The sequence below is a fragment of the Micromonospora rifamycinica genome (assembly GCF_900090265.1).
In the GTDB taxonomy this organism is placed as follows: domain Bacteria; phylum Actinomycetota; class Actinomycetes; order Mycobacteriales; family Micromonosporaceae; genus Micromonospora; species Micromonospora rifamycinica.
The window spans coordinates 2,215,826-2,236,227 of the sequence record NZ_LT607752.1 but is presented as its reverse complement, the minus strand read 5'-3'; the positions used below and the strand labels follow the sequence as shown (position 1 = coordinate 2,236,227).

The window sequence follows — 20,402 nt, the reverse complement described above, 5'->3', positions numbered from 1 at the left end:
GACGTGATCGCCCATGAGCACTACGGCATGGTACGACGACGGGCAGCCGGCCGGCGACGCCGTGCCCACCACCAAGCAGATCCGTCAGTTGGACCGGGTGGTGATCCGTTTTGCGGGTGACTCGGGTGATGGGATGCAGTTGACGGGGGACAGGTTCACCTCGGAGACGGCGCAGTTGGGTAATGATATTTCGACGTTGCCGAATTTCCCGGCGGAGATCCGGGCGCCTGCGGGGACGTTGCCGGGGGTGTCGAGTTTCCAGGTTCATTTCGCTGATTACGACATTTTGACGCCGGGTGACGCGCCGAACGTGTTGGTCGCGATGAACCCGGCGGCGTTGAAGGCGAACCTGGCGGATCTGCGTCGGGGTGCGGACATCATCGTGAACACCGATGAGTTCACGAAGCGGAACCTGACCAAGGTCGGGTATGCGGTCAGTCCTCTGGAGGATGACTCCCTGGCGGGGTTCGTGGTGCATCCGGTGGCGTTGACGTCGATGACGGTGGGTGCCCTGGCAGAGTTGAACGTGGGGAAGAAAGACGCGGAACGGGCGAAGAACATGTTCGCGCTCGGGTTGTTGTCGTGGATGTACTCCCGGCCGTACGAGTCGACGTTGCGGTTCCTGGAGCGGAAGTTCGTCAAGCGTCCGGATCTCGTCGCGGCGAACATCGCGGCGTTTCGGGCGGGCTGGAACTACGGGGAGACCACCGACTCGTTCGCGGTGCGTTACGAGGTGAAACCCGCGGCGATGCGGCCGGGGACGTACCGCAACATCACCGGTAACGCCGCGCTGTCGTTGGGCCTGGTCGCGGCGGGGGTCCGGTCGGGGCTGCCGGTGTTCCTCGGCGCGTACCCGATCACCCCGGCGTCGGACATCCTGCACGAGTTGTCGAAACACAAGAGCCTCGGTGTGGTCACCATGCAGGCCGAAGACGAGATCGCCGCGGTCGGCGCCGCCCTGGGCGCCTCCTACGGCGGTGCCCTCGGGGTCACCACGACCAGCGGCCCCGGGGTGGCGTTGAAGTCCGAGACGATCTCCCTGGCCGTGGCCCTGGAACTACCGTTGGTCATCGTGGACGTGCAACGCGCCGGCCCGTCGACCGGGCTGCCCACGAAAACCGAACAGGCCGACCTGAACATCGCCCTGCACGGCCGCCACGGGGAAGCCCCCCTGGCGGTCATCGCCGCGAAGTCCCCCTCGGACTGTTTCCACGCCGCTCTGGAAGCCGCCCGGATCGCCGTGACCTACCGCACCCCGGTGATCCTGCTGTCGGACAACTACGTCGCCAACGGCTCCGAACCCTGGCTCCTACCCGACGTCGCCGATCTCCCCGACCTGCACGTCGACTTCGCCACCACACCCAACCACGACGACGGCACCACGTTCCTGCCCTACCTGCGTGACCCCGACACCCTGGCCCGCCCCTGGGCCGTCCCCGGCACCCCCGGACTCGAACACCGCATCGGCGGCCTGGAGAAAGCCGACAAGACCGGCGACATCTCCTACGACCCCGCCAACCACGACTTCATGGTCCGCACCCGCGCCGCCCGCATCGACGCCATCGACGTCGACGACATCGACGTCGACGACCCCGACGGCACCGCCCGCGTCCTCGTCCTCGGCTGGGGATCCACCTACGGACCCATCGGCGCCGCCTGCCGAGGCCTACGCCACCGCGGCCTACCCATCGCCCAGGCCCACCTGCGTCACCTCAACCCCCTGCCCGCCAACCTCGGCGACATCCTCACCACCTACGACCGGGTCGTCATCCCCGAGATGAACCTCGGCCAACTCGCCCAGGTCATCCGCGCCCGCTACCTGATCGACGCGATCGCCTACAACCAGGTCCGCGGCCTACCCTTCACCGCCGCCGAACTGGAGACGATCCTGGAAGAGGTCTGCAAAAATGCCTGAACCCACCCCGATCAAACTCACCACCAAAGACTTCAAATCCGACCAAGAAGTCCGCTGGTGCCCCGGCTGCGGCGACTACGCCATCCTCGCCGCCGTCCAACAATTCATGCCCGAACTCAACATCCCCCGCGAAAACACCGTCTTCATCTCCGGCATCGGCTGCTCATCCCGCTTCCCCTACTACATGAACACCTACGGGATGCACTCCATCCACGGCCGCGCCCCCGCCATCGCCACCGGCCTCGCCGTCACCCGCCCCGACCTGTCCATCTGGGTCGTCACCGGCGACGGCGACGCCCTGTCCATCGGCGGCAACCACCTCATCCACGCCCTCCGCCGCAACATCAACCTCAAAATCCTGCTCTTCAACAACCGCATCTACGGCCTCACCAAAGGCCAATACTCCCCCACCAGCGAAACCGGCAAAATCACCAAATCCACCCCCACCGGCAGCGCCGACGCCCCCTTCAACCCCCTCTCCCTCGCCCTCGGAGCCGAAGCCACCTTCATCGCCCGCACCATCGACTCCGACCGCAAACACCTCCAAACCGTCCTGCGCGCCGCCGCCCAACACCACGGCACCGCCTTCGTCGAGATCTACCAAAACTGCAACATCTTCAACGACGGCGCCTTCGAACCCCTCAAAAACCCCGACACCCGCGACAACCACCTCATCCGCCTCGAACACGGCAAACCCATCACCTTCGGCCCCGACAACCAACACTGCCTCACCCGCCCACCCCACGGACTCGGCCTCCACACCAGCAACACCACCACCACCCCACCCCACGACATCATCACCCACGACACCACCATCACCGACCCCACCTACGCCTACGCCCTCACCCGCCTCCCCGAACACCACACCCCCATCGGCATCCTCCGACAAACCACCCGCCCCACCTACGACACCACCGTCCAACAACAAATCACCACCGCCACAAACACCACCACCCACACCCCCGAACAACAACTCACCAACCTCCTCCACACCGGCGACACCTGGACGATCCGACCGCTGGCCGAGGCATGATCGAGCAGCTCGTGCCGACCGGCGCCGTCGCCGTCGAGGCGTTCGACGACACCGACACCGAACCGCTGCACCCCGAGGAGGCGGCCCTGGTGGCCCGCGCCGTCGAGAAGCGGCGACGCGAGTTCACCACCGCCCGCACCTGTGCCCACCGGGCCCTGCGCGCCCTCGGTCAGCCGCCCGCCCCGGTGCTCACCGGGGACCGGGGCGCGCCCGTCTGGCCGGCCGGCGTGGTCGGCAGCCTCACCCACTGCGACGGCTACCGGGCTGCCGTGGTCGCCCGCCGGGACGACGTCGAGACCATCGGCATCGACGCCGAACCCGACGCCCCGCTGCCCGACGGCGTGCTCGACGCCATCGCCCTGCCCGACGAGCGGGCCATGGTGCGCCGGCTGACCGCCGACGCCCCCGGCCCGCACTGGGACCGGCTGCTGTTCAGCGCCAAGGAGGCCCTCTACAAGGCGTGGTTCCCGGTGACCGGGGTCTTCCTCGGCTTCGACGAGGCCCGGATCACCCTCCACCCGGCCGACCGCACCTTCACCGCCCGCGTCCTCGTCCCCGGTCGCGGTCGGGACTTCGGAGGCTGCTACCTGCACGACGCCGGCCTGACCCTGGCCGTCGTCGCCGTACCGAACTGAGCCACCCCAGGACCCGGCAACCGACCTGGCTGAACGAGGGGACCACACATGAACGCCGGCATCTACGCGGTCAGCGACCTGCACGTGGCGTACCCGGAGAACCGGAAGATCGTGGAGAGCCTGCGGCCCGCCGCGGCCGGCGACTGGCTGATCGTCGCCGGTGACGTCGCCGAACTCTTCGCCGACGTCACCTGGGCGCTGAAGCTGCTCAGCGAACGGTTCGCCAAGGTCATCTGGGCGCCCGGCAACCACGAGCTGTGGACCCACTCGCAGGATCCCGTCCGGCTGCGCGGCGAGGCCCGCTACCAGGCCATCGTGCGGCAGTGCCGGGAGCTGGGCGTGAGCACCCCCGAGGACGACTACCCGGTCTGGACCGGGGCCGGTGGCCCGCTGCTGGTGGCGCCACTGTTCGTCGGCTACGACTACTCGTTCCGCGAGCCGGGCGTGACCAGCAAGGAGCAGGCCCTGGCCCGCGCCCACGCCGCCGGGGTGGTCTGCGCCGACGAGGTCTTCCTGCACCCCGACCCGTACCCGAGCCGGGACGCCTGGTGCCGGGCGCGGGTGACCCGCACCGAGGCCCGGCTCGCCGACTGCGACCCGGCGGTGCCGAAGGTCCTGGTCAACCACTACCCGCTGGTGCGGATGCCCACCGACATCCTGCGCTATCCCGAGTTCGCCCAGTGGTGCGGGACCGAACTCACCGCCGACTGGCATCGCCGCTTCCACGCCCGCACGGTGATCTACGGCCACCTGCACATCCCCCGGGTCACCTGGCACGACGGGGTCCGGTTCGAGGAGGTCTCCGTCGGCTACCCCCGGGAGTGGCGGCACCGGACCCGCCTCGACTCGTGGCTGCGCCCGGTGCTGCCCGCACCCGCCCAGGTCTGATCCGTCACCCCTCGACGAGGCGCTTCTTCTGCACCTTGCCCAGGGCGTTACGGGGCAGCGCGTCGACCAACCGGACCACCCGGGGGCGCTTGTGCACCGACAGCTGCCGGGCGACGAAGTCCACCAGCTCGGCACCGGTCACCCCGTCGGCGACCACGAACGCGGTGACCTGCTGCCCCAGGTCCGGGTGCGGCAGGCCCACCACCGCCGCCTCGCGTACCGCCGGGTGGGCCAGCAACGCCTCCTCGACCTCACCCGCCCCGATCCGGTAGCCGCCGCTCTTGATCAGGTCGGTGCTCGCCCGCCCGACGATCCGGTGCCATCCGTCCGGGCCGATGGTGGCGACGTCACCGGTCCGGAACCAGCCATCGGCGCTGCGGCTCGCCGCGTCGGCGTCCGGCCGGTTCAGGTAGCCGTCGAAGAGGGTCGGACCGGCGACCAGCAGCTCACCCATGGCGGTCCCGTCGGCCGGCAGGTCCCGGCCCTGCTCGTCGACGATCCGGGTGCGGACCCCGGGCAGGGCAAGCCCGACGGCACCCGGCCGGCGTGGGCCGTCCGCGCGGGCGCTCACCGTGATCAGGGTCTCCGTCATGCCGTACCGCTCGACCATCCGGTGCCCGGTCAGCGCGGCCAGGCCGTCGAAGACCGCGGTGGGCAGCGCCGCGCTGCCCGACACCAGCAGCCGGGCCGACCGCAGCGCCCGCGCGGCGGTCGGGGTGGCGGCGATCCGGGACCAGATCGTCGGTACGCCGAAGTACAGCGTCCCGCCGGCCGCCGCGTACCGCTCCGGCTGCGGCCGACCCACGTGGTGCAGGCGGCTGCCGATCCGCAGCGGACCGAGCACACCGAGCACCAGCCCGTGCACGTGGAACAGCGGCAACCCGTGCACCAGCAGATCGTCCGGTGTCCACCGCCAGGCCTCGGCCAGCCCGTCCAGGCAGGTGGCGATCGCTCCCCGGGAGAGCAGCGCCCCCTTCGGGGCGCCGGTGGTCCCGCTGGTGTAGAGGATCAGGGCGGTCCGCTCCGGCCCGGGCTCCGGATGCCTGGTCGCCGAGGTCCGCCGCAGGTCGACCGGTACGACCGGCAGCCCGGAACCGTCCGCCGCCGGGCCGCCGCCCCGGGTCGTACCCGCCGTGCCCGCGCCCGCCGGCACGAGCAGTGCCCGCGCCCCCGAGTCGCGCAGGATGTGCTCCCGCTCGCGGGGGCCCGCGTCCGGCGGCACCGGCACCACCGCCGTACCGGCCAGCAGCGCGCCCACCACGCCGACCACGGTCTCCATCGTGGGGGTGGTCTCGATCGCGACCCGGTCCGTGCCGTGCAGGTCGTCGGCGACCGCGGCGGCCCACTCCCGCAGCCGGGGCGGGGAGGCCGACCGGTCGCCGATCCGGATCCGGTCGGGGCGCTCGTCCATCGACGACGACATCGCGGCCAGCAGTGACACGTCCACGCCTCCCGGTCCCTCGGCCGGAGCCCGCGGGCACGCGGTCCGGTCCCGCCGACGCTAGTGCGGTCGACCGGTCCGCCACCACCCCCGGGGCGGGTCAGGGGTCGGGTAAGGGTGCCGGGGTGCCCGCCGTCCGCCTACCGTCGACCACGATCGATCCGTCACCGGTCGACGGGAAGGGTGGCACCGCCATCATGACCTCCGCGTTCCCCCCAGCCGTGCCGTGCCTCACGGTCACCGACGCGGCCGACGCCATCGCGTTCTACACCCGCGTCTTCGACGCCGTGCCGCACCGGCTGGAGTGTCTGCCCGACGGCCGGGTGCTCGCCGCCGACCTCGTGGTCGACGGCCACTGGTTCACCGTCAGCGAATGGGCCGACCCGCTCGCGGCGACCTGCGGACTGCCGGTGCTCACCGTCGACGTCACCGACCCGGACGAGGTGCTGCGCCGGGCGGTGGCGGCCGGTGGCGGGGTCAGCGCGGCCGGCGGCCCGGCCCGGGAGGTGCTGCTGCGGGCACCGAACGGCCGTAGCTGGGCGATCACCCGGCCCGAACCGGCCAGCTGAGCGCCCGGCCGGCTGACGGGAGGACGACGGCGCCGCGGGCAGAAGATCACCCCGACGCGGTTTGCCGGGGTCCGTCAGCGGTATCCCGGTCTGGTAAGCCCCGTGCCGAGGAGGAACCGGTGAACGTCGACGACCTGCTGACCGAAGCCTACGGCCAACTGCCCGACCTGGTCCGCGCGGCGGTGGACGGGCTCAGCCCCGACGAGCTGCGCCGGGCACCCGATGAGGGCGCCAACCCGGTCGGCTGGCTGGTCTGGCACCTCACCCGGATCCAGGACCAGCAGGTCGCCGAGCTGTCCGGGGCCGACCAGGTCTGGGCCACCGGCGACTGGGCGGCCCGGTTCGGGCTGCCCGCCGACCCCGCCGACACCGGTTTCGGCCACACCCCGGAGCAGGTCGCCGCGGTGCGCCCGGAGAGCGCGGAGGCGCTGGTCGGCTACCACGGGGCGGTGGCGGAGCGTACCCGCGGGTTCCTGGCCGGGCTGCGCCCGGCGGACCTGGACCGGGTGGTCGACGAGCACTGGGATCCCCCGGTGACCCTCGGGGTCCGGCTGGTCAGCATCGTCTCCGACGATCTGCAACACGTCGGCCAGGCCGCCTACCTGCGGGGCCTGCTCCGGCCCTGACCGGCACGCTCTCCCCGGCGGGCACACCGGTCACGATCGCCCGGTGGGCACACCGGGAGGGGGAGAGGAACCGCCGGCCGGACCGGGCGACGCGGGCTGCGGGCGGCCGGACCGGGCGGCCCGGAACGCCGACATCACGGCGGGCTCACCGCGCAGCTCGGCCGGGGTCGCAGCGGCGCGGAGCGCCGCGAGCAGCGCCCCCAGGCCGCCCTCCGGCCCGGCGGTCGGCCCGCTGAGCAGCCGTTCGGCGGTTTCCGGGTCCAGCGGGTGTCGGATCATCTCGTGCTCCTCAGCGCCGTCCCCGGGCGGGACGTCACGCCCGCACGGTTACCGGTGACCCCGGTCACACCGGAGCCGGGCGGCGACGGTGGGAACCACCAGGGACCGCCCCCCGCCGACCGGCCGGGAGGTCAGCCCATCGTCTTGGCCCCGTCGATCGACTCGCGGATGATGTCGGCGTGCCCGGCGTGCTGGGCGGTCTCCGCGATCACGTGCAGCAGCGTGCGGCGCACCGACCAGCTCGCGCCCGGCTCGAACCAGGGGGCCACCGGCAACGGGTGGCTCGCGTCCAGGTCGAGGGTGGCGATCAGCTCGTCGGTGCGGGCCGCCGTCGCGGCGTAGCCGGCGAGCAGGCCGGTCAGGGTCTCGTCGGCGGACATCCGGAACATGCCGGCCCAGTCCACCGGCTCGCTCTCCATCGCCTCGGCCCCGCCGGCCATGAACCGCGCCCACCGGTGCTCCACCGAGGTCACATGCTTGATCAGGCCACCCAGGCACAGCTCGCTGGCGGTGCTGCGGGTCGCCGCCTGCTCGTCGGTCAGCCCCTGCACGGTCTGCCGCAGGAAACCGCGGTGCTTGCCGATGGTCTGCAACAGGTCGGCCCGTTCGCCGGTGAGCACCCGGTCGGTAGTGGTCATCGCGGTAACCCTCCATCGTCGATGTCGTCGGGGATCACGCTAGGCCCACCCTCCGACACTCCCGGTGCCCGCCAGCGGTTGCCGATCCGGTCGCCGGGCGGTGCACTGGACCACATGGGAGTGATCAGGGTCGGCACCTCGTCCTGGGCGGATCAGACGCTGCTGCGGGCGGGCTGGTATCCCCGGTCGGCGCGTACCCCGGCCCAGCGGCTCGGCTGGTACGCCGGGCGGTTCGGGCTGGTCGAGGTGGACACCTCGTACTACGCCATCCCGGTGCCGGCGACCACCAGCGGCTGGGCGGCGGCCACCCCGCCGGGTTTCACCTTCGACGTCAAGGCGTTCAGCCTCTTCACCGGCCATCCGACCCCGGTGCAGGTGCTGCCGAAGGACCTGCGTCCGGCCGGCGGGCCGTCCCGGATCCGCCGCCGGGACCTGCCCGAGGCGGCGTACGACGAGCTGTGGACCCGGTTCCGCGCGGCGCTGGAGCCGCTCGCGGCGGCCGACCGGCTCGGCGCGGTGTTGTTGCAGTTCCCGCCGTGGCTGGTGCGGGGGGAGGGCGCCCGGCGGCGGATCGTCGAGCTGGCCGACCGGTGCCGGCCGTGGCGGGTCGCGGTGGAGGTGCGGCACGGCTCCTGGTTCGACGGCCCGGCCGCGGCCGAGACGGTGGCCTTCCTGCGTGACCACGACCTCAGCCTGGTCGGCGTCGACATGCCGCAGGGACACCCCTCCTCGGTGCCGCCGGTGCTGGTCGGCACGGCGGAGCCGGCGCTGGTGCGGATGCACGGCCACAGCGCGCACTGGGCGGACGGCTCCAAGGAGGACCGGTTCCGGTACGCCTACGCCGACGACGAGCTGCGCCGGTGGGCCGACCTGCTGACCGACCTGGCCGACCGGTCCGGGGAGCTGCACGTGCTGTTCAACAACTGCTGCGCGGGGCAGGCCCAGCGGGACGCCGCCCGGCTGGCCGAGCTGCTCGGGGTGACCCCCACCACGGCGGCGGCCCGGTGAGCGCGCCACCACGTCTGCCGTCGGGTCGGGCCGACGCGCTGGTGCGGGGCCCGCCGTCGACGGCGCGACGGCAGGTCCCGCACCGGGCGGTCCCCGGCCGACGGTCAGCCGGCCATCGCCATCCGCCGCCGCGCGCCGGTCGCGGCCAGGCGGCCCATCGTCATCGGGGCACCCATCAGACCACCGGCCCGACCGAGCATCCCCCGGAACACCTGGCCCGGCTTCTGCTGCTCACCCATGTACGCCGTGACCACCACCAGCGCCCCGGTCAGCGCCGGGACGGTCCACTGAAGAACCTTCATCTGCCGCTGCCGGTGTGCCACCTCGGCGGGCGTCTGGTAGTTGGGTTCGGTGGTCCCGGACACCGGCGGGTTGCCGGCGTTCTGCAACTTCATGCCGACCAGCCGGCTGTAGCCGGTCACCGCGAGCGCGCCGACGGTCAGCGCCGTCTTCACCGCGCTCATCCGGCCCACCCCGGACTGGGCCATCATCCGGGGACTCTCGGTGGCCAGTTCGCCCACCGCGCCGGCCAGGTGTGCCCCGATCGCCGCCGCGTTGACCGGGGTCCACCGCGACCAGCCGGCGGAGGCCACCGGGAGCCGCTGGGTCGAGTCGCTGATCCGTGCCGCCGCTCCGTTGACGCCCAGCGCTCCCATCAGAGAGCCACCGAACCAGGCCGCCAGGCCCAGATCGTGCATCGAGCGCAGCGCGGTGTGTCGTTCGGACATCTGATCCCCCTCCACCGTGTTCGGGCGCAGCGGCATACCCGTCCCGGCGGCGGCTACGCGCCCGGCCGCCGGACGGTCGTCGGTGCCGCCGCCCGGCCCAAAGCGCACATCGGCGCGGCGGGTAGGCAGGCCCACCGGGCACGTCGGCGCGGCGGGTGGGGGTGGTCCGGCGTCAGCGTCGGGGCAGGCCCGCCGCGAAGTCGGCCACCCGCCGGGTCAACGGCAGCCCGGCCCGGACCCAGCCGAAGTGGTCCAGCGGGGCGCCCGCCTCGGCCACCGTGTACCGGTGCCGGGTGACCGGCGCGGCGGTGAGCTTGGCGCAGAGGTGGTCGACGGTCGGGTGCGGGGTGTACTGGTCGTCGTCGACGCTGACCGCCAGCACCGGGAGGGTCAACCGGCCCACCGCCGCCTCGGCGTCCACCCCGTCCAGGGTGGGGAACCGGCCGGTCCGGCCGGTGCGCGCCCAGTCGCGGATCACCCCGCGTGCCTGCCGCCCGCCGAACCCCCAGCCCGGCCAGACCCCGAGCGCCCCGGCGACCGCCGCGATCCCCTGGGTGTACGGCAGCACGCCGTACCTCCGTCGGCCCGGATAGGTGCGCCAGTACGGCATCCCGACGGCGAGCAGGGCGAGACCGTCGACCCGGTCGGCACCGTGCAGGGCGAGGTGCAGCAGGGCCGCCTGACCGCCGAGGGAGTGCCCGAGCAGCAGCCTCGGTCGGCCGTCCAGCCGGGGCTTCAGCGCGTCGAGGACCGCGCCGACGTCGGTGGCCAGCTCGCGGTAGCCGTACCGGCAGGCCCGCGACGGGGCGGGCGTGCTGGCCCCGGTGCCCCGCAGGTCGGCGACGACGACGGCCAGGCCGGCGGCGCGCAGCCCGGTGGCGAACGGGCGGTAGTACCGGGCACGGACCCCCATCGCCGGCCAGATCACCACCGCCGGGGCGTCGGGGACTCCGGCGGGCTCCGGGTAGACCTGGATGCCGATCCGGGCACCGTCGACGTCGACGAACTCCTGCGTGTATTCCGCGTCCCCGCTCACCGGCTCATCCTACCGGTCGGTAATAACCGGATCGGGTGACGCCCTCCCGGCCGGATCCGGTCGCCGTCCGGTCGGTCAGGCGGCCGCCGCGGCGGCCTGACCGGCAACGTTCACCCCGGCCACCTGACCGACGCCGCTGACCGCGGTGTAGACGGCGGTGAGCTGCTCCGCCCAGTGCCGCCAGGAGTAGCGGACCCGGATCCGGTCCAGCGCCGCCGTGGCGTACGAGAACCGGCGGACCCGGTCGGCGAGCAGCCGGCGGATCGCGGTGCCCAGCGCCCGGGGGTCACGCGGCGGCACCAGGTCGCCGGTCAGCCCGTCGACCACGCTGTCGCTGATCCCTCCGACGTCGGTGCCGATCACCGGCACGCCGCACGCCATCGCCTCCAGCGGGGTCCGGCCGAACGGCTCGTACCAGGGGGCGGCGACCATGACGTCGGCGGACCGGTACCACGCCGCCAGCTCGTCCCGGGGGACCGCCCCGACCAGCCGGACCCGGTCGGCGACCCGACAGGACGAGGCGAGCGCGGTCAACCGGCGGGCCACCGTGTCGGCCGGCAGCAGCTCGGCGGGCGGCCCGCCGACCATCACGCACTCGGCTCCGGGCACCGTGGGCAGCGCCCGGACGAGGTCCTGGAAGCCCTGGCGTTCCCGCAGCGGGCCGACGGTGAGGATCCGGGGGCGGTCCGGGTCACGCGCCGCGACCGGCCCGGTCGGGCCGAACATCGTCCCGTCCACCCCCGCCGGCACCAGGGTCAGCTTCGACCGCGGCACCCCGAGCCGGACCAGTTCCCCCAGCTCGTCGTGCGACTGGACGACGACGCGGTCGGCGGCCCGGCCGAGCGCCCGCTCGTAGCCGATCCGCCCGCGGGGCCCGGGGTCACGGCCCCCGGCCCGGCGTCGGTGCGCGCTGCCCAGGTCGTGGTAGGTCAGCACCACCGGAGTGCCGGTACGGCGACCGGCGTGCAGGGCGGCCAGGCCGCTGAGCCAGAAGTGGGCGTGTGTCACGTCGGGCCGCCAGCCGTCCGGTCGCCACTGCCCGGCCAGCCACCGGCCGAACTCGCCCAGGTGGGGCAGGAGGTCGTCGGGCGGCAGTGGTCGGGCGGGACCGGCCGGGACGTGCCACACCTGGTAGCCGGCGTCGGTCCGCACGGTGTCGGGCAGCACGGCGGAATCCCGGCGGGTGTAGATCCGCACCTCGTGCCCCTCGCCGGCCAGCGCCGCCGCCTGCTCCGCGACGTGCAGGTGCTGACCACCGGCGGCTCGTCCGTCGGCAGCGGCGAGCGGGCTGGCGTGCCCCGAGACGATCGCGATACGCATGCCGAACCAGTTGCCCGGCGGGGGACCGGTAAACATCAACTTTGCGTGCCCGCCCCACCGCTCTGCGTGCCCCCCGGTGGTTCCGCCCGGTGACGACCCACGACCCCACCGTGTCGCCCGGTCACGACCCGACCGTGCCGGCCCGGTGGGCGGTCAGCTCGCGCCGGGCAGCATCCCCGGCCCGAACACCTCGTAGGCGATCCGTTCCACCGGTACGCCCCGGCGCAGCAGGCCGCCCCGCACCTGGTTCATGAACGGCAGCGGTCCGCAGAGGTGTACGTGCGCGTCCGGGGAGAGCGGGATGAGCTCCGGGTCGATCCGTCCCCGGGCCACCTCGGCGGCCGGGGGGAGGGCGTCGCCGGCGGCGGTGGGGGTCTCGTACCAGAGCCGCAGCCGCAGCCCGGGCAGCCGGGAGTGCAGGTCGACCAGCTCAGCCCGGTGGGCGTGGGCGGCGGCGTCCCGGTCGGCGTGGGCCAGCACCACCGGCCGGTCCGGTGCGGTGGCCGCCAGGTGTTGCAGGGCGGACATCGCCGGGGTGAGGCCGATCCCGGCGCTGACCAGCAGCAGCGGCCCGGTGCCGGGCACCGCGCTCACCTCGCCGAAGGGCGGGCTCAGCCGGATGGTGTCGCCGGGGCGGACCCGCTCGTGCAGGGTCGTCGAGACCAGGCCGTCCGGGGCTCCGCCGGTGCCGCGTACCCGCTTCACGGTGATCCGCCAGTGGTCGGCGTCGGGGCTTCCGGAGAGGCTGTACTGGCGGATCTGCCGGCCGAGCCCGCCGTCGAGGCCCACCGCGACCGAGACGTACTGCCCGGGGACGAAGCCCGGCACCGGGCCGCCGTCGGCCGGGGCGAGGGTGAACGAGACGGTGTCGGTGGCCTCCGGGGTCACCCCGACGACCCGCCAGTCGCGCCACCCCGTGCCGTCCCCGGCCACCCCGGCGGTGGTGTAGAGGCGGGACTCCCGGGCGACGAGTTCGCAGGCCATCAGCCAGTACACCTCGTCCCAGGCGGCGGCGACCTCGGGGGTCACCGCCGCGCCGAGCACCTCCCCGACGGCGGCCAACAGGTGGCGTCCCACCAGCGGGTACTGCCCGGGGGTGATGCCGAGTGAGGCGTGCTTGTGCGCGATCCGGTCCAGGATCGCCGTCCACGCCGCCCCGTCGGTGCCGGTGAGGTGGCCGGCGTACGCGACGACGGAGGCGGCCAGGGCGGACTGCTGCCGGCCGGTCGCCTGGTTGCCCCGGTTGAACAGGTCGAGCAGCTCCGGGTGGGCGGCGAACATCCGGGCGTAGAACCGGCCGGTGATCTGGTCGGCGTGCGCCCGGACCACGGGCAGGGTGGCGGTGACGACGGCGGCTGACGACTCCGAGAGCACGGCTCCTCCTCCTGTTTGGCTACTGGGGACACTCAAACAGGAATCTGATAGTCCTCTTCAGGGCCGAAGGTCCCGGGTCCGTGGTCGTGGTGGTCACCGCCGTCCGGCCCCTGTCCGGCGCCGGTGCCGCTGGCTAGGGTCGGGGCGTGAAGCTCAACCGGTCGACGGACATGGCCCTGCGGATAGCCATGCTCACCGCCCCCGTGTCGCACCGGACCACCATCGACGAGCTGGCCGACCGGCTCGACCTGCCCCGCAGCCACGTGGCCAAGGTGGTGCAGCGGTTGCAGCGGATCGGGGTGCTGGTCACCGTCCGGGGCCGCGCGGGCGGGGTGGCCTTCGCCGAGGGGGCCGAGCGGATCACCGTCGGGCGGATCGTGCGGGCCTTCGAGGGGGAGGGCGAGGTGGTCGCCTGCGAGGAGTCCGGCTGCGCCCTGCGTGCCGGCTGCCGCCTGCGGGTCCAGCTCCGCCGCGCCCAGGCCGCCTTCCTGGCCGCGCTCGACGAGGTGCCGGTGGGCGAGCTGGTCGACGACCCGGCGGTGCCGTCGCTGCTCACCCTCGCCCCGACCGTCCCGGTGGCGACCTGACCGGGCGTCCGCCCCCGGTGGGCGTGCCGGCCGGGGCGGTGGGCGGGAGGGGTCCGGCCGGTGGGAGCGGCCATCAGGGTCGCTCCCACCGGCCGGCGGTTCAGCTGACCCGGACCGTGCCGTCCGTCGACCGGACGCAGGCGACCGTGCGGGCCGCGGTGGCCGCCGCCCCGGTCAGGCACCGGCCGAGCACCTGGTGCCCGGCGGCGCTCGGGTGCCAGGACTCCTGGCAGGTCTGGAAGTACGTCCCGCAGGTGTTGGCGATCCGCTGGATGTCCAGCTTGTCGTAGCCGGAGAGGCTGGTCACGAAGACACCCGAGGTACCGTCCTGGAGCCGGATCGGGGTGGCCAGCGCGTTGCCGGGGCTGCCCGCCGACTCGCAGAGCCGGGCGCCGTCGAAGGCCCGCTGTACGTTGAGGTAGACCAGGTCGGCGGCGGGGAACTCGGTGGCCAGCGTGCTGCGGACCGAGCTGACCAGGGTGCCCAGGCCCTGCGAGAAGCGCTGGCCGGGGGCGAGGCTGGCCCGGTGGATCGGGCAGCCGGCGGCGTACCGCTCGGCACCCAGGTCACGGAACTTGTCCCGGGTGTCGTCCCGGCTGTCCTCCTCCCAGTAGGTCGAGGCCAGCTCCGGCGGCAGCGGGTTCGTGTAGTCCTGGAAGACGATCCGGTGCTGGCCGTCGGCGTCGATCTGGTCGAGCGTGGTCAGGATCTGCCGGACCGCCGCGGTGGTCTCCGCCGTCGCGGCGGCGACCTGGGCGGCGGTGGCCAGGTCGGCGTCCGAGCAGGGCTCCTGCTCCACCGGCCCGCCCAGGTACGCCCAGAACTCCCACCACCCGGTCCAGGCGTCGGCGATGAACCGGTTGGCGCACTTCTCGGCAACGCTGCCGAAGGTGAACGAGCTGTTGTTGGAACCGAGGCCGACCAGCACCAGGTCGATGTCGTGGGTCTGCCCGACCGCGCGGAGCTGGTCGAGCTGGGCGGCCACCTGCCGGCCCTTGGCCCGGCTGGCCGAGGCGTTGGCGATGTCGTACGGCTGGCCGCCGGAGCAGGCGAGGTTGAACCGGTCGGTGATCCCGGGCAGGTCCGCCTTGAACAGTGAGGCGTTCGGTGATCGGTGGCAGAAGTAGGCGTTGCTGTTCGACGCCGACCAGCCGGGGAAGGGCTGGGCCACCCCGTTGAGGTCGGGCACCGGCGCGTACGCCCCGGCGCCCTCGCCGCTGATGAAGCTGTCGCCGAGGGCGACCGCGGCGGTGGGCAGGGCGGCGGCGGCCGGCGTGGCGGGGCCGACGGCGACCGGTGTGGCGGCCGTGGCGACGGTGAGGAGCGCCGCGAGGGCGCTCCGACGGAACCTGGACATGACGTCCCCCATCTGTCCATGGAAATGTGAAAGATCCTTGCCGGCCGCGATCAGATCACCTGGCGAGATGGGCGTCAATGCCTCTTAACACGATCGTCGAATGGCGGAAATGGTCTTCGCCGACCGGCGGCGGCCCGACCGGGGAAGTCCCGGCCGGCCGGCGTGGTTGACCCGGAGAGACGCGCGACCGCCGTCCGACGTGGGGCTGCACGTCACTGTCGGGGCGTACGGCTACGCTCGCTGCGGCACGCCGCGCGTGGAGATCTAGACGGTGAGCGGCACCACACCGCCGAGACCGGGGAGTACGACCAGTTGACCGCACAGCCTGAGACCCTCTACGGGGCCGACGACCTCACCCACCTGGAGGGCCTGGACGCCGTCCGCAAGCGTCCCGGCATGTACATCGGCTCCACCGACAGTCGTGGCGTGGGTCACCTCGTCAACGAGATCCTCGACAACTCCACCGACGAGGGTGTCGCCGGTCACGCCACCACGGTCGAGGTGATCCTGCACGCCGACGGCTCGGTGCAGGTCGACGACGACGGCCGGGGCATCCCCACCGACGTGCACGCCAAGTCCGGCATCTCCGGGGTCGAGCTGGTGCTCACCCGGCTGCACGCCGGCGGCAAGTTCGGCGGCTCCGGCTACAAGACCTCCGGCGGCCTGCACGGCGTGGGCGCCTCCGCCGTCAACGCGCTGTCCCGCCGGTTCGACGTGACCGTCCGGCGCGGTGGCAAGGTGCACGCGATGTCCTTCCGGCACGGCGTGCCCGGCGTCTTCGCCGGCGACGGCCCGGACGCCCCGTTCACCCCCGGCCCCGGCCTGCAGGTCGTCGGAGCGATGAAGCGGGGCCAGCGCACCGGCACCTCGATCCGCTACTGGCACGACGCCCGCTACTTCGAGACCGGCGCGCGCCTCGACGTCGAGGCCGTCCGGATGAAGCTGCGCAACACCGCCTTCCTGGTCCCCGGGGTCGACTACCGGCTGCGCGACGAGACCGCCGAGGAACCGGCCGAGGAGCGCTTCCACTACCCCAACGGGCTCACCGACATGGTCGAATTCCTGGCCCCGGCCGGTGACCGGCCGGTCTCCGGCACCCTGCTGGTCACCGGCGAGGGGACGTACCGGGAGAACGCCGCCGACGCCAACGGCGTGATGCAGTCCAACGTGCAGCGCCGGGCCGAGGTCGAGATCGCCTTCCGCTGGGGCACCGGCTACGAGCGCACCGTCGAGTGCTTCACCAACACCATCCGCAACGCCCACGGCGGCACCCACCGCCGGGGCTTCGAGCGGGCGCTGACCCGGACCCTGGCCGACGCCGTCCGCAACACCCGGGGCCTGCTCAAGCCCAAGGAGGACCCGCCCACCCTGGACGACGTCCTGGAGGGGATGACGGCGGTGGTGCACGTACGCATCCCCGAGCCGCAGTTCACCTCGCAGACCAAGGACGAGCTCTCCACCGCCGGCATCACCAAGGTGCTCCAGACCCTGGTCGAGCAGCACGTCAAGGCCTGGCTGGAGGACCGGCGCAGCAAGGCCGAGGCGCGCACGGTGCTCCAGAAGATCGTCGACGCGGCCCGGGTCCGGCTGACCCAGAAGCAGCAGAAGGACGCGGCCCGGCGCAAGACCGCCCTGGAGGGCGCGTCGATGCCCGCCAAACTGGTCGACTGCCGCGCCGCGGGAATCGACAGAAGTGAATTATTCATCGTGGAAGGGGACAGTGCCCTCGGCACAGGGCGACTTGCCCGTTCTGCCGAATATCAGGCGCTGCTGCCGATCCGCGGCAAGATCCTCAACGTGCAGAAGGCCAACCTCCAGCAGGTGCTCGACAACGCCGAGTGCGCGGCGATCGTGCAGGTGCTCGGGGCCGGCTCGGGGCGTACCTTCGACCTGTCCGCGCTGCGCTACGGCCGGGTGCTGATCATGGCGGACGCCGACGTGGACGGCGCGCACATCCGGACCCTGTTGATCACCCTGTTCGCCCGCTACATGCGACCGCTGATCGAGGCCGGCCGGCTCTACGCCGCGATGCCGCCGCTGCACAAGATCACCACGAAGGGGCGCAGCCCGCAGACCACCTACACCTACACCCAGGCCGAGATGGAGGCGACGGTCCGCAAGCTGGAGAAGGCCGGCAGGCAGATCGTCACCCCGATCCCGCGCTTCAAGGGTCTCGGTGAGATGGACGCCGACGAGTTGTGGGAGACCACGATGAACCCGGCCACCCGGGCGGTCCGCCGGATCACCCTCGACGACGTCGACGCCGCCGAGCGCATCCTCGAACTGCTGATGGGCGAGAAGGTCGAGCCGCGCCGCAACTGGCTGATCGACTCCTCCGACCGGGTCGACCGCGACGCGATCGACGCATGAGCACCCAGGGCGTGAGCATCCGACGCCTGAGCACCGTGGCCGCCGTACACCGGGAAGAGAGCTGAACGATGGCACGCCGTAAGGACGACCGCGCCAAGGTGGACCTGTCCGCCTTCGACCAGGCCGGCGCGCGGGTCTTCGACAACCCGCTGGTCACCGAGGTGTCCGACTCCTACCTGGAGTACGCCTTCTCGGTCATCCACTCCCGCGCCCTGCCCGACGCCCGCGACGGCCTCAAGCCGGTGCACCGCCGCATCCTGTACTCGATGCACGAGCAGGGTCACCGCCCCGACCGGGGGCACGTCAAGTCGGCCCGGATCGTCGGCGACGTGATGGGCAAGTACCACCCGCACGGCGACACGGCGATCTACGACGCGATGGTCCGGCTCGCCCAGGACTTCTCGCTCAACGCCCCACTCATCGATGGGCATGGAAATTTTGGTTCCCCGGACGATGGCCCGGCAGCGGCGCGTTACACCGAGGCCCGGCTCGCCCGGGAGGCGATGCTGCTGGTCGGGGAGTTGGGCGAGGACACCGTCGACGTCGAGCCCAACTACGACGGCTCGCTGACCCAGCCGACCGTGCTGCCCGCCGCCTTCCCCAACCTGCTGGTCAACGGGGCGTCCGGGATCGCGGTCGGGATGGCGACCAACATGATCCCGCACCACCTCGGCGAGGTGGTCTCCGCCGCCCGCTGGCTGATCAACCACCCGGACGCCGACCTCGACAAGCTGATGGAGTTCGTCCCCGGCCCCGACCTGCCCACCGGCGGCCTGCTGCTCGGGCTGGACGAGGTGCGCCGGGCGTACGAGACCGGGCGCGGCGTGGTGCGGATGCGCGGTCGGGTCGAGATCGGCCCGCTGGAGGGCAGCCGGGGCCGGCAGGCCATCACCGTGGTCGAGCTGCCCTACGGCGTCGGCGCGGAGAAGGTCATCGCGGCGATCACCAACGAGGTCAACAAGACCAAGCGGCTCACCGGCATCGCCGACGTCAAGGACCTCACCGACCGGGAGAGCGGCACCCGGCTGGTCGTCGAGTGCAAGGTCGGGGTCAACCCGCAGGCGTTGCTGGCCGACCTCTACCGGCTCACTCCGCTGGAGCAGTCCTTCGGCATCAACAACCTGGTGCTGGTCGACGGCCAGCCGCGCACCCTCGGGCTGAAGGCGCTGCTGGAGGTCTTCCTGGCCCACCGGTACGAGGTGGTGACCCGGCGCAGCGCGTACCGGCGGCGCAAGCGCCAGGAGCGGCTGCACCTGGTCGACGGGCTGCTGATCGCCCTGCTCGACATCGACCGGGTGGTCAAGCTGATCCGGGCCAGCGAGGACGCCCAGGCCGCCAAGGACGGCCTGATGCAGAAGTTCAAGCTCTCCGAGATCCAGGCGACCTACATCCTGGACACCCCGCTGCGCCGGCTGACGAAGTACGACCGGATCGAGCTGGAGGCCGAGCAGGAGAAGCTGCGCGGGGAGATCGCCGACCTGTCGAAGATCCTCGACGACCCGAAGGTGCTCCGGAAGGTCGTCTCCGACGAGCTGGCGGCCGTGGTGAAGCAGTTCTCCGGGTCGCGGCGGACCACCCTGGTCGACGGGGATCTCAAGGAGGTACTGGCGGCGTCGGTGCCGGCCGGGCCGTTGGAGGTGGCCGACGACCCGTGTCAGGTGATCCTCTCGGCGACCGGGCTGGTCGCCCGGACGGCGGCCGAGTCGGAGGAGGCGTCCGAGGGGCGTCGGCGCAACGGCCGGGTCAAGCACGACACCGTACGCGCGGTCGTGCACACCACGGCCCGGGGTCGGGTGCTCCTGGTCACCAGCGCCGGCCGGGCCTTCAAGGTCGACGTGTTGCCGCTGCCGGTGCTGCCCGAGCAGGCCGGCACGGTGTCGCTGCGGGGCGGGATGGCCGCCGCCGAGCTGGTCCCGCTGGCGGCGGGGGAGACGGTGATCGGGCTGGCCCCGCTCGGCCCGACCGCGCAGGGCTCACCGGGCCTGGCGGTGGGCACCCGGCAGGGCGTGGTCAAGGTCTGCACCCCGGAGTGGCCGGTCCGCTCGGACGAGTTCGAGGTGATCTCGTTGCGGGCGGGCGACGAGGTGGTCGGGGCGAGCTGGCTCGCCGACGACGCCGAGACGCTGACCTTCGTCACCAGCGAGGCGTCTCTGCTGCGGTTCGCCGCCTCGCTGGTCCGCCCGCAGGGGCTCAAGGGCGGCGGGATGGCCGGGGTCAGCCTGCCGGCGGGTGCCCGGGTGGTGTTCTTCGGCGCGGTCCGCACCGACGACGCCGCGCACGGGGAGCCGATGGTGGTCACCTCGACGGGGGCGACGGTCAAGGTGACCCCGTTCGCGTCGTACCCGGCGAAGGGGAGGGCGACCGGCGGGGTGCGGGCGCAGCGCTTCCTCAAGGGCGAGACGGACCTGGTGGTGGCCTGGATCGGCGCGCGGCCGGTCGGGGCGACCGCGACCGGTGACCCGGTGGAGCTGCCGCCCGCCGATCCGCGCCGCGACGGCTCCGGCTTCGCCGTGATGCTTGGCCCCACCGTCGTCGGGCACCTCATCGAACGCGACTGAGGTCGCCCCGGTCGCCGCGAGGGCTGAGCACCGGCCGCCC

The 20,402-nt window shown here is 72.9% G+C and carries 18 protein-coding genes; 10 read left to right on the top strand and 8 right to left on the bottom strand.

Annotated elements, in window-relative coordinates:
- Positions 1-13: 13 nt before the first annotated feature.
- Genes GA0070623_RS09080 through GA0070623_RS09065 form a run of 4 tightly spaced genes read left to right on the top strand, consistent with a single transcriptional unit; the run spans position 14 to position 4,471 of the window.
- Positions 14-1,915 carry a 2-oxoacid:acceptor oxidoreductase subunit alpha gene (locus GA0070623_RS09080; RefSeq protein ID WP_089003974.1) on the top strand — a complete coding sequence of 634 codons (1,902 nt, stop codon included), beginning with the start codon at positions 14-16 and terminating at the stop codon, positions 1,913-1,915.
- Positions 1,908-2,948, top strand: a complete 1,041-nt coding sequence (locus GA0070623_RS09075; protein ID WP_089003973.1) for a 2-oxoacid:ferredoxin oxidoreductase subunit beta — start codon at positions 1,908-1,910, stop codon at positions 2,946-2,948. Before GA0070623_RS09080 ends, GA0070623_RS09075 begins: the two co-directional genes overlap by 8 nt.
- Complete coding sequence (locus tag GA0070623_RS09070; protein WP_067311717.1) at positions 2,945-3,583, top strand: 4'-phosphopantetheinyl transferase family protein; 639 nt, start codon at positions 2,945-2,947, stop codon at positions 3,581-3,583. Before GA0070623_RS09075 ends, GA0070623_RS09070 begins: the two co-directional genes overlap by 4 nt.
- A 48-nt stretch (positions 3,584-3,631) precedes the next feature.
- Positions 3,632-4,471, top strand: coding sequence for a metallophosphoesterase family protein (locus GA0070623_RS09065; protein WP_067311715.1), 840 nt, complete (start codon positions 3,632-3,634; stop codon positions 4,469-4,471).
- A gap of 4 nt (positions 4,472-4,475) precedes the next feature.
- On the opposite strand, the gene GA0070623_RS09060 is transcribed toward GA0070623_RS09065, so the two are convergent.
- On the bottom strand, positions 4,476-5,894 hold the full coding sequence (locus GA0070623_RS09060) for an acyl-CoA synthetase (RefSeq protein ID WP_407937994.1): 1,419 nt from the start codon (positions 5,892-5,894) through the stop codon (positions 4,476-4,478).
- Between the two features lie 215 nt (positions 5,895-6,109).
- Between GA0070623_RS09060 and GA0070623_RS09055 the strand changes: the two genes are divergently transcribed.
- Together GA0070623_RS09055 and GA0070623_RS09050 are read left to right on the top strand one after the other, a co-directional pair.
- Positions 6,110-6,481 carry a VOC family protein gene (locus tag GA0070623_RS09055; RefSeq protein ID WP_089004290.1) on the top strand — a complete coding sequence of 124 codons (372 nt, stop codon included), beginning with the start codon at positions 6,110-6,112 and terminating at the stop codon, positions 6,479-6,481.
- A 119-nt stretch (positions 6,482-6,600) separates the two neighbouring features.
- On the top strand, positions 6,601-7,107 hold the full coding sequence (locus tag GA0070623_RS09050) for a mycothiol transferase (protein ID WP_067311709.1): 507 nt from the start codon (positions 6,601-6,603) through the stop codon (positions 7,105-7,107).
- A gap of 30 nt (positions 7,108-7,137) precedes the next feature.
- Here the strand turns inward: GA0070623_RS09050 and GA0070623_RS09045 are convergent, their stop codons facing one another.
- Complete coding sequence (locus tag GA0070623_RS09045) at positions 7,138-7,386, bottom strand: hypothetical protein (protein ID WP_067311706.1); 249 nt, start codon at positions 7,384-7,386, stop codon at positions 7,138-7,140.
- A 131-nt stretch (positions 7,387-7,517) separates the two neighbouring features.
- On the bottom strand, positions 7,518-8,024 hold the full coding sequence (locus tag GA0070623_RS09040; RefSeq protein WP_067311703.1) for a DinB family protein: 507 nt from the start codon (positions 8,022-8,024) through the stop codon (positions 7,518-7,520).
- Positions 8,025-8,138: 114 nt separating this feature from the next.
- On the opposite strand from GA0070623_RS09040, the gene GA0070623_RS09035 reads away from it, so the two are divergent.
- The gene (locus GA0070623_RS09035; protein ID WP_067311700.1) at positions 8,139-9,032 is read left to right on the top strand and encodes a DUF72 domain-containing protein; all 894 of its coding nucleotides are present in this window, start codon (positions 8,139-8,141) and stop codon (positions 9,030-9,032) included.
- Between the two features lie 104 nt (positions 9,033-9,136).
- Here GA0070623_RS09035 and GA0070623_RS09030 read toward each other — a convergent pair whose 3' ends face one another.
- The 4 genes from GA0070623_RS09030 to GA0070623_RS09015 form a co-directional block, all read right to left on the bottom strand.
- Positions 9,137-9,760: a hypothetical protein gene (locus GA0070623_RS09030; RefSeq protein ID WP_067311729.1), complete on the bottom strand. Its 624-nt coding sequence runs from the start codon at positions 9,758-9,760 to the stop codon at positions 9,137-9,139.
- A 172-nt stretch (positions 9,761-9,932) separates the two neighbouring features.
- On the bottom strand, positions 9,933-10,796 hold the full coding sequence (locus GA0070623_RS09025; RefSeq protein ID WP_067311697.1) for an alpha/beta hydrolase family protein: 864 nt from the start codon (positions 10,794-10,796) through the stop codon (positions 9,933-9,935).
- Between the two features lie 75 nt (positions 10,797-10,871).
- Entirely contained in the window at positions 10,872-12,116 is a 1,245-nt protein-coding gene (locus tag GA0070623_RS09020) for a glycosyltransferase (RefSeq protein WP_067311694.1), read from the bottom strand.
- Between the two features lie 153 nt (positions 12,117-12,269).
- A complete protein-coding gene (locus tag GA0070623_RS09015) occupies positions 12,270-13,490 on the bottom strand; it encodes a globin domain-containing protein (protein ID WP_067311691.1) in 1,221 nt (406 codons plus the stop codon).
- Between the two features lie 146 nt (positions 13,491-13,636).
- On the opposite strand from GA0070623_RS09015, the gene GA0070623_RS09010 reads away from it, so the two are divergent.
- Positions 13,637-14,077 (top strand): RrF2 family transcriptional regulator, encoded by a 441-nt coding sequence (locus GA0070623_RS09010; RefSeq protein ID WP_067311688.1) that lies wholly within the window; start codon positions 13,637-13,639, stop codon positions 14,075-14,077.
- A gap of 100 nt (positions 14,078-14,177) precedes the next feature.
- Here the strand turns inward: GA0070623_RS09010 and GA0070623_RS09005 are convergent, their stop codons facing one another.
- Complete coding sequence (locus GA0070623_RS09005; protein WP_067311726.1) at positions 14,178-15,434, bottom strand: SGNH/GDSL hydrolase family protein; 1,257 nt, start codon at positions 15,432-15,434, stop codon at positions 14,178-14,180.
- A gap of 312 nt (positions 15,435-15,746) precedes the next feature.
- On the opposite strand from GA0070623_RS09005, the gene GA0070623_RS09000 reads away from it, so the two are divergent.
- On the top strand, positions 15,747-17,804 hold the full coding sequence (locus GA0070623_RS09000) for a DNA gyrase/topoisomerase IV subunit B (RefSeq protein WP_067311685.1): 2,058 nt from the start codon (positions 15,747-15,749) through the stop codon (positions 17,802-17,804).
- Positions 17,805-17,872: 68 nt separating this feature from the next.
- Positions 17,873-20,362, top strand: a complete 2,490-nt coding sequence (locus GA0070623_RS08995) for a DNA gyrase/topoisomerase IV subunit A (protein WP_067311682.1) — start codon at positions 17,873-17,875, stop codon at positions 20,360-20,362.
- The last annotated feature ends 40 nt before the right edge of the window (positions 20,363-20,402 follow it).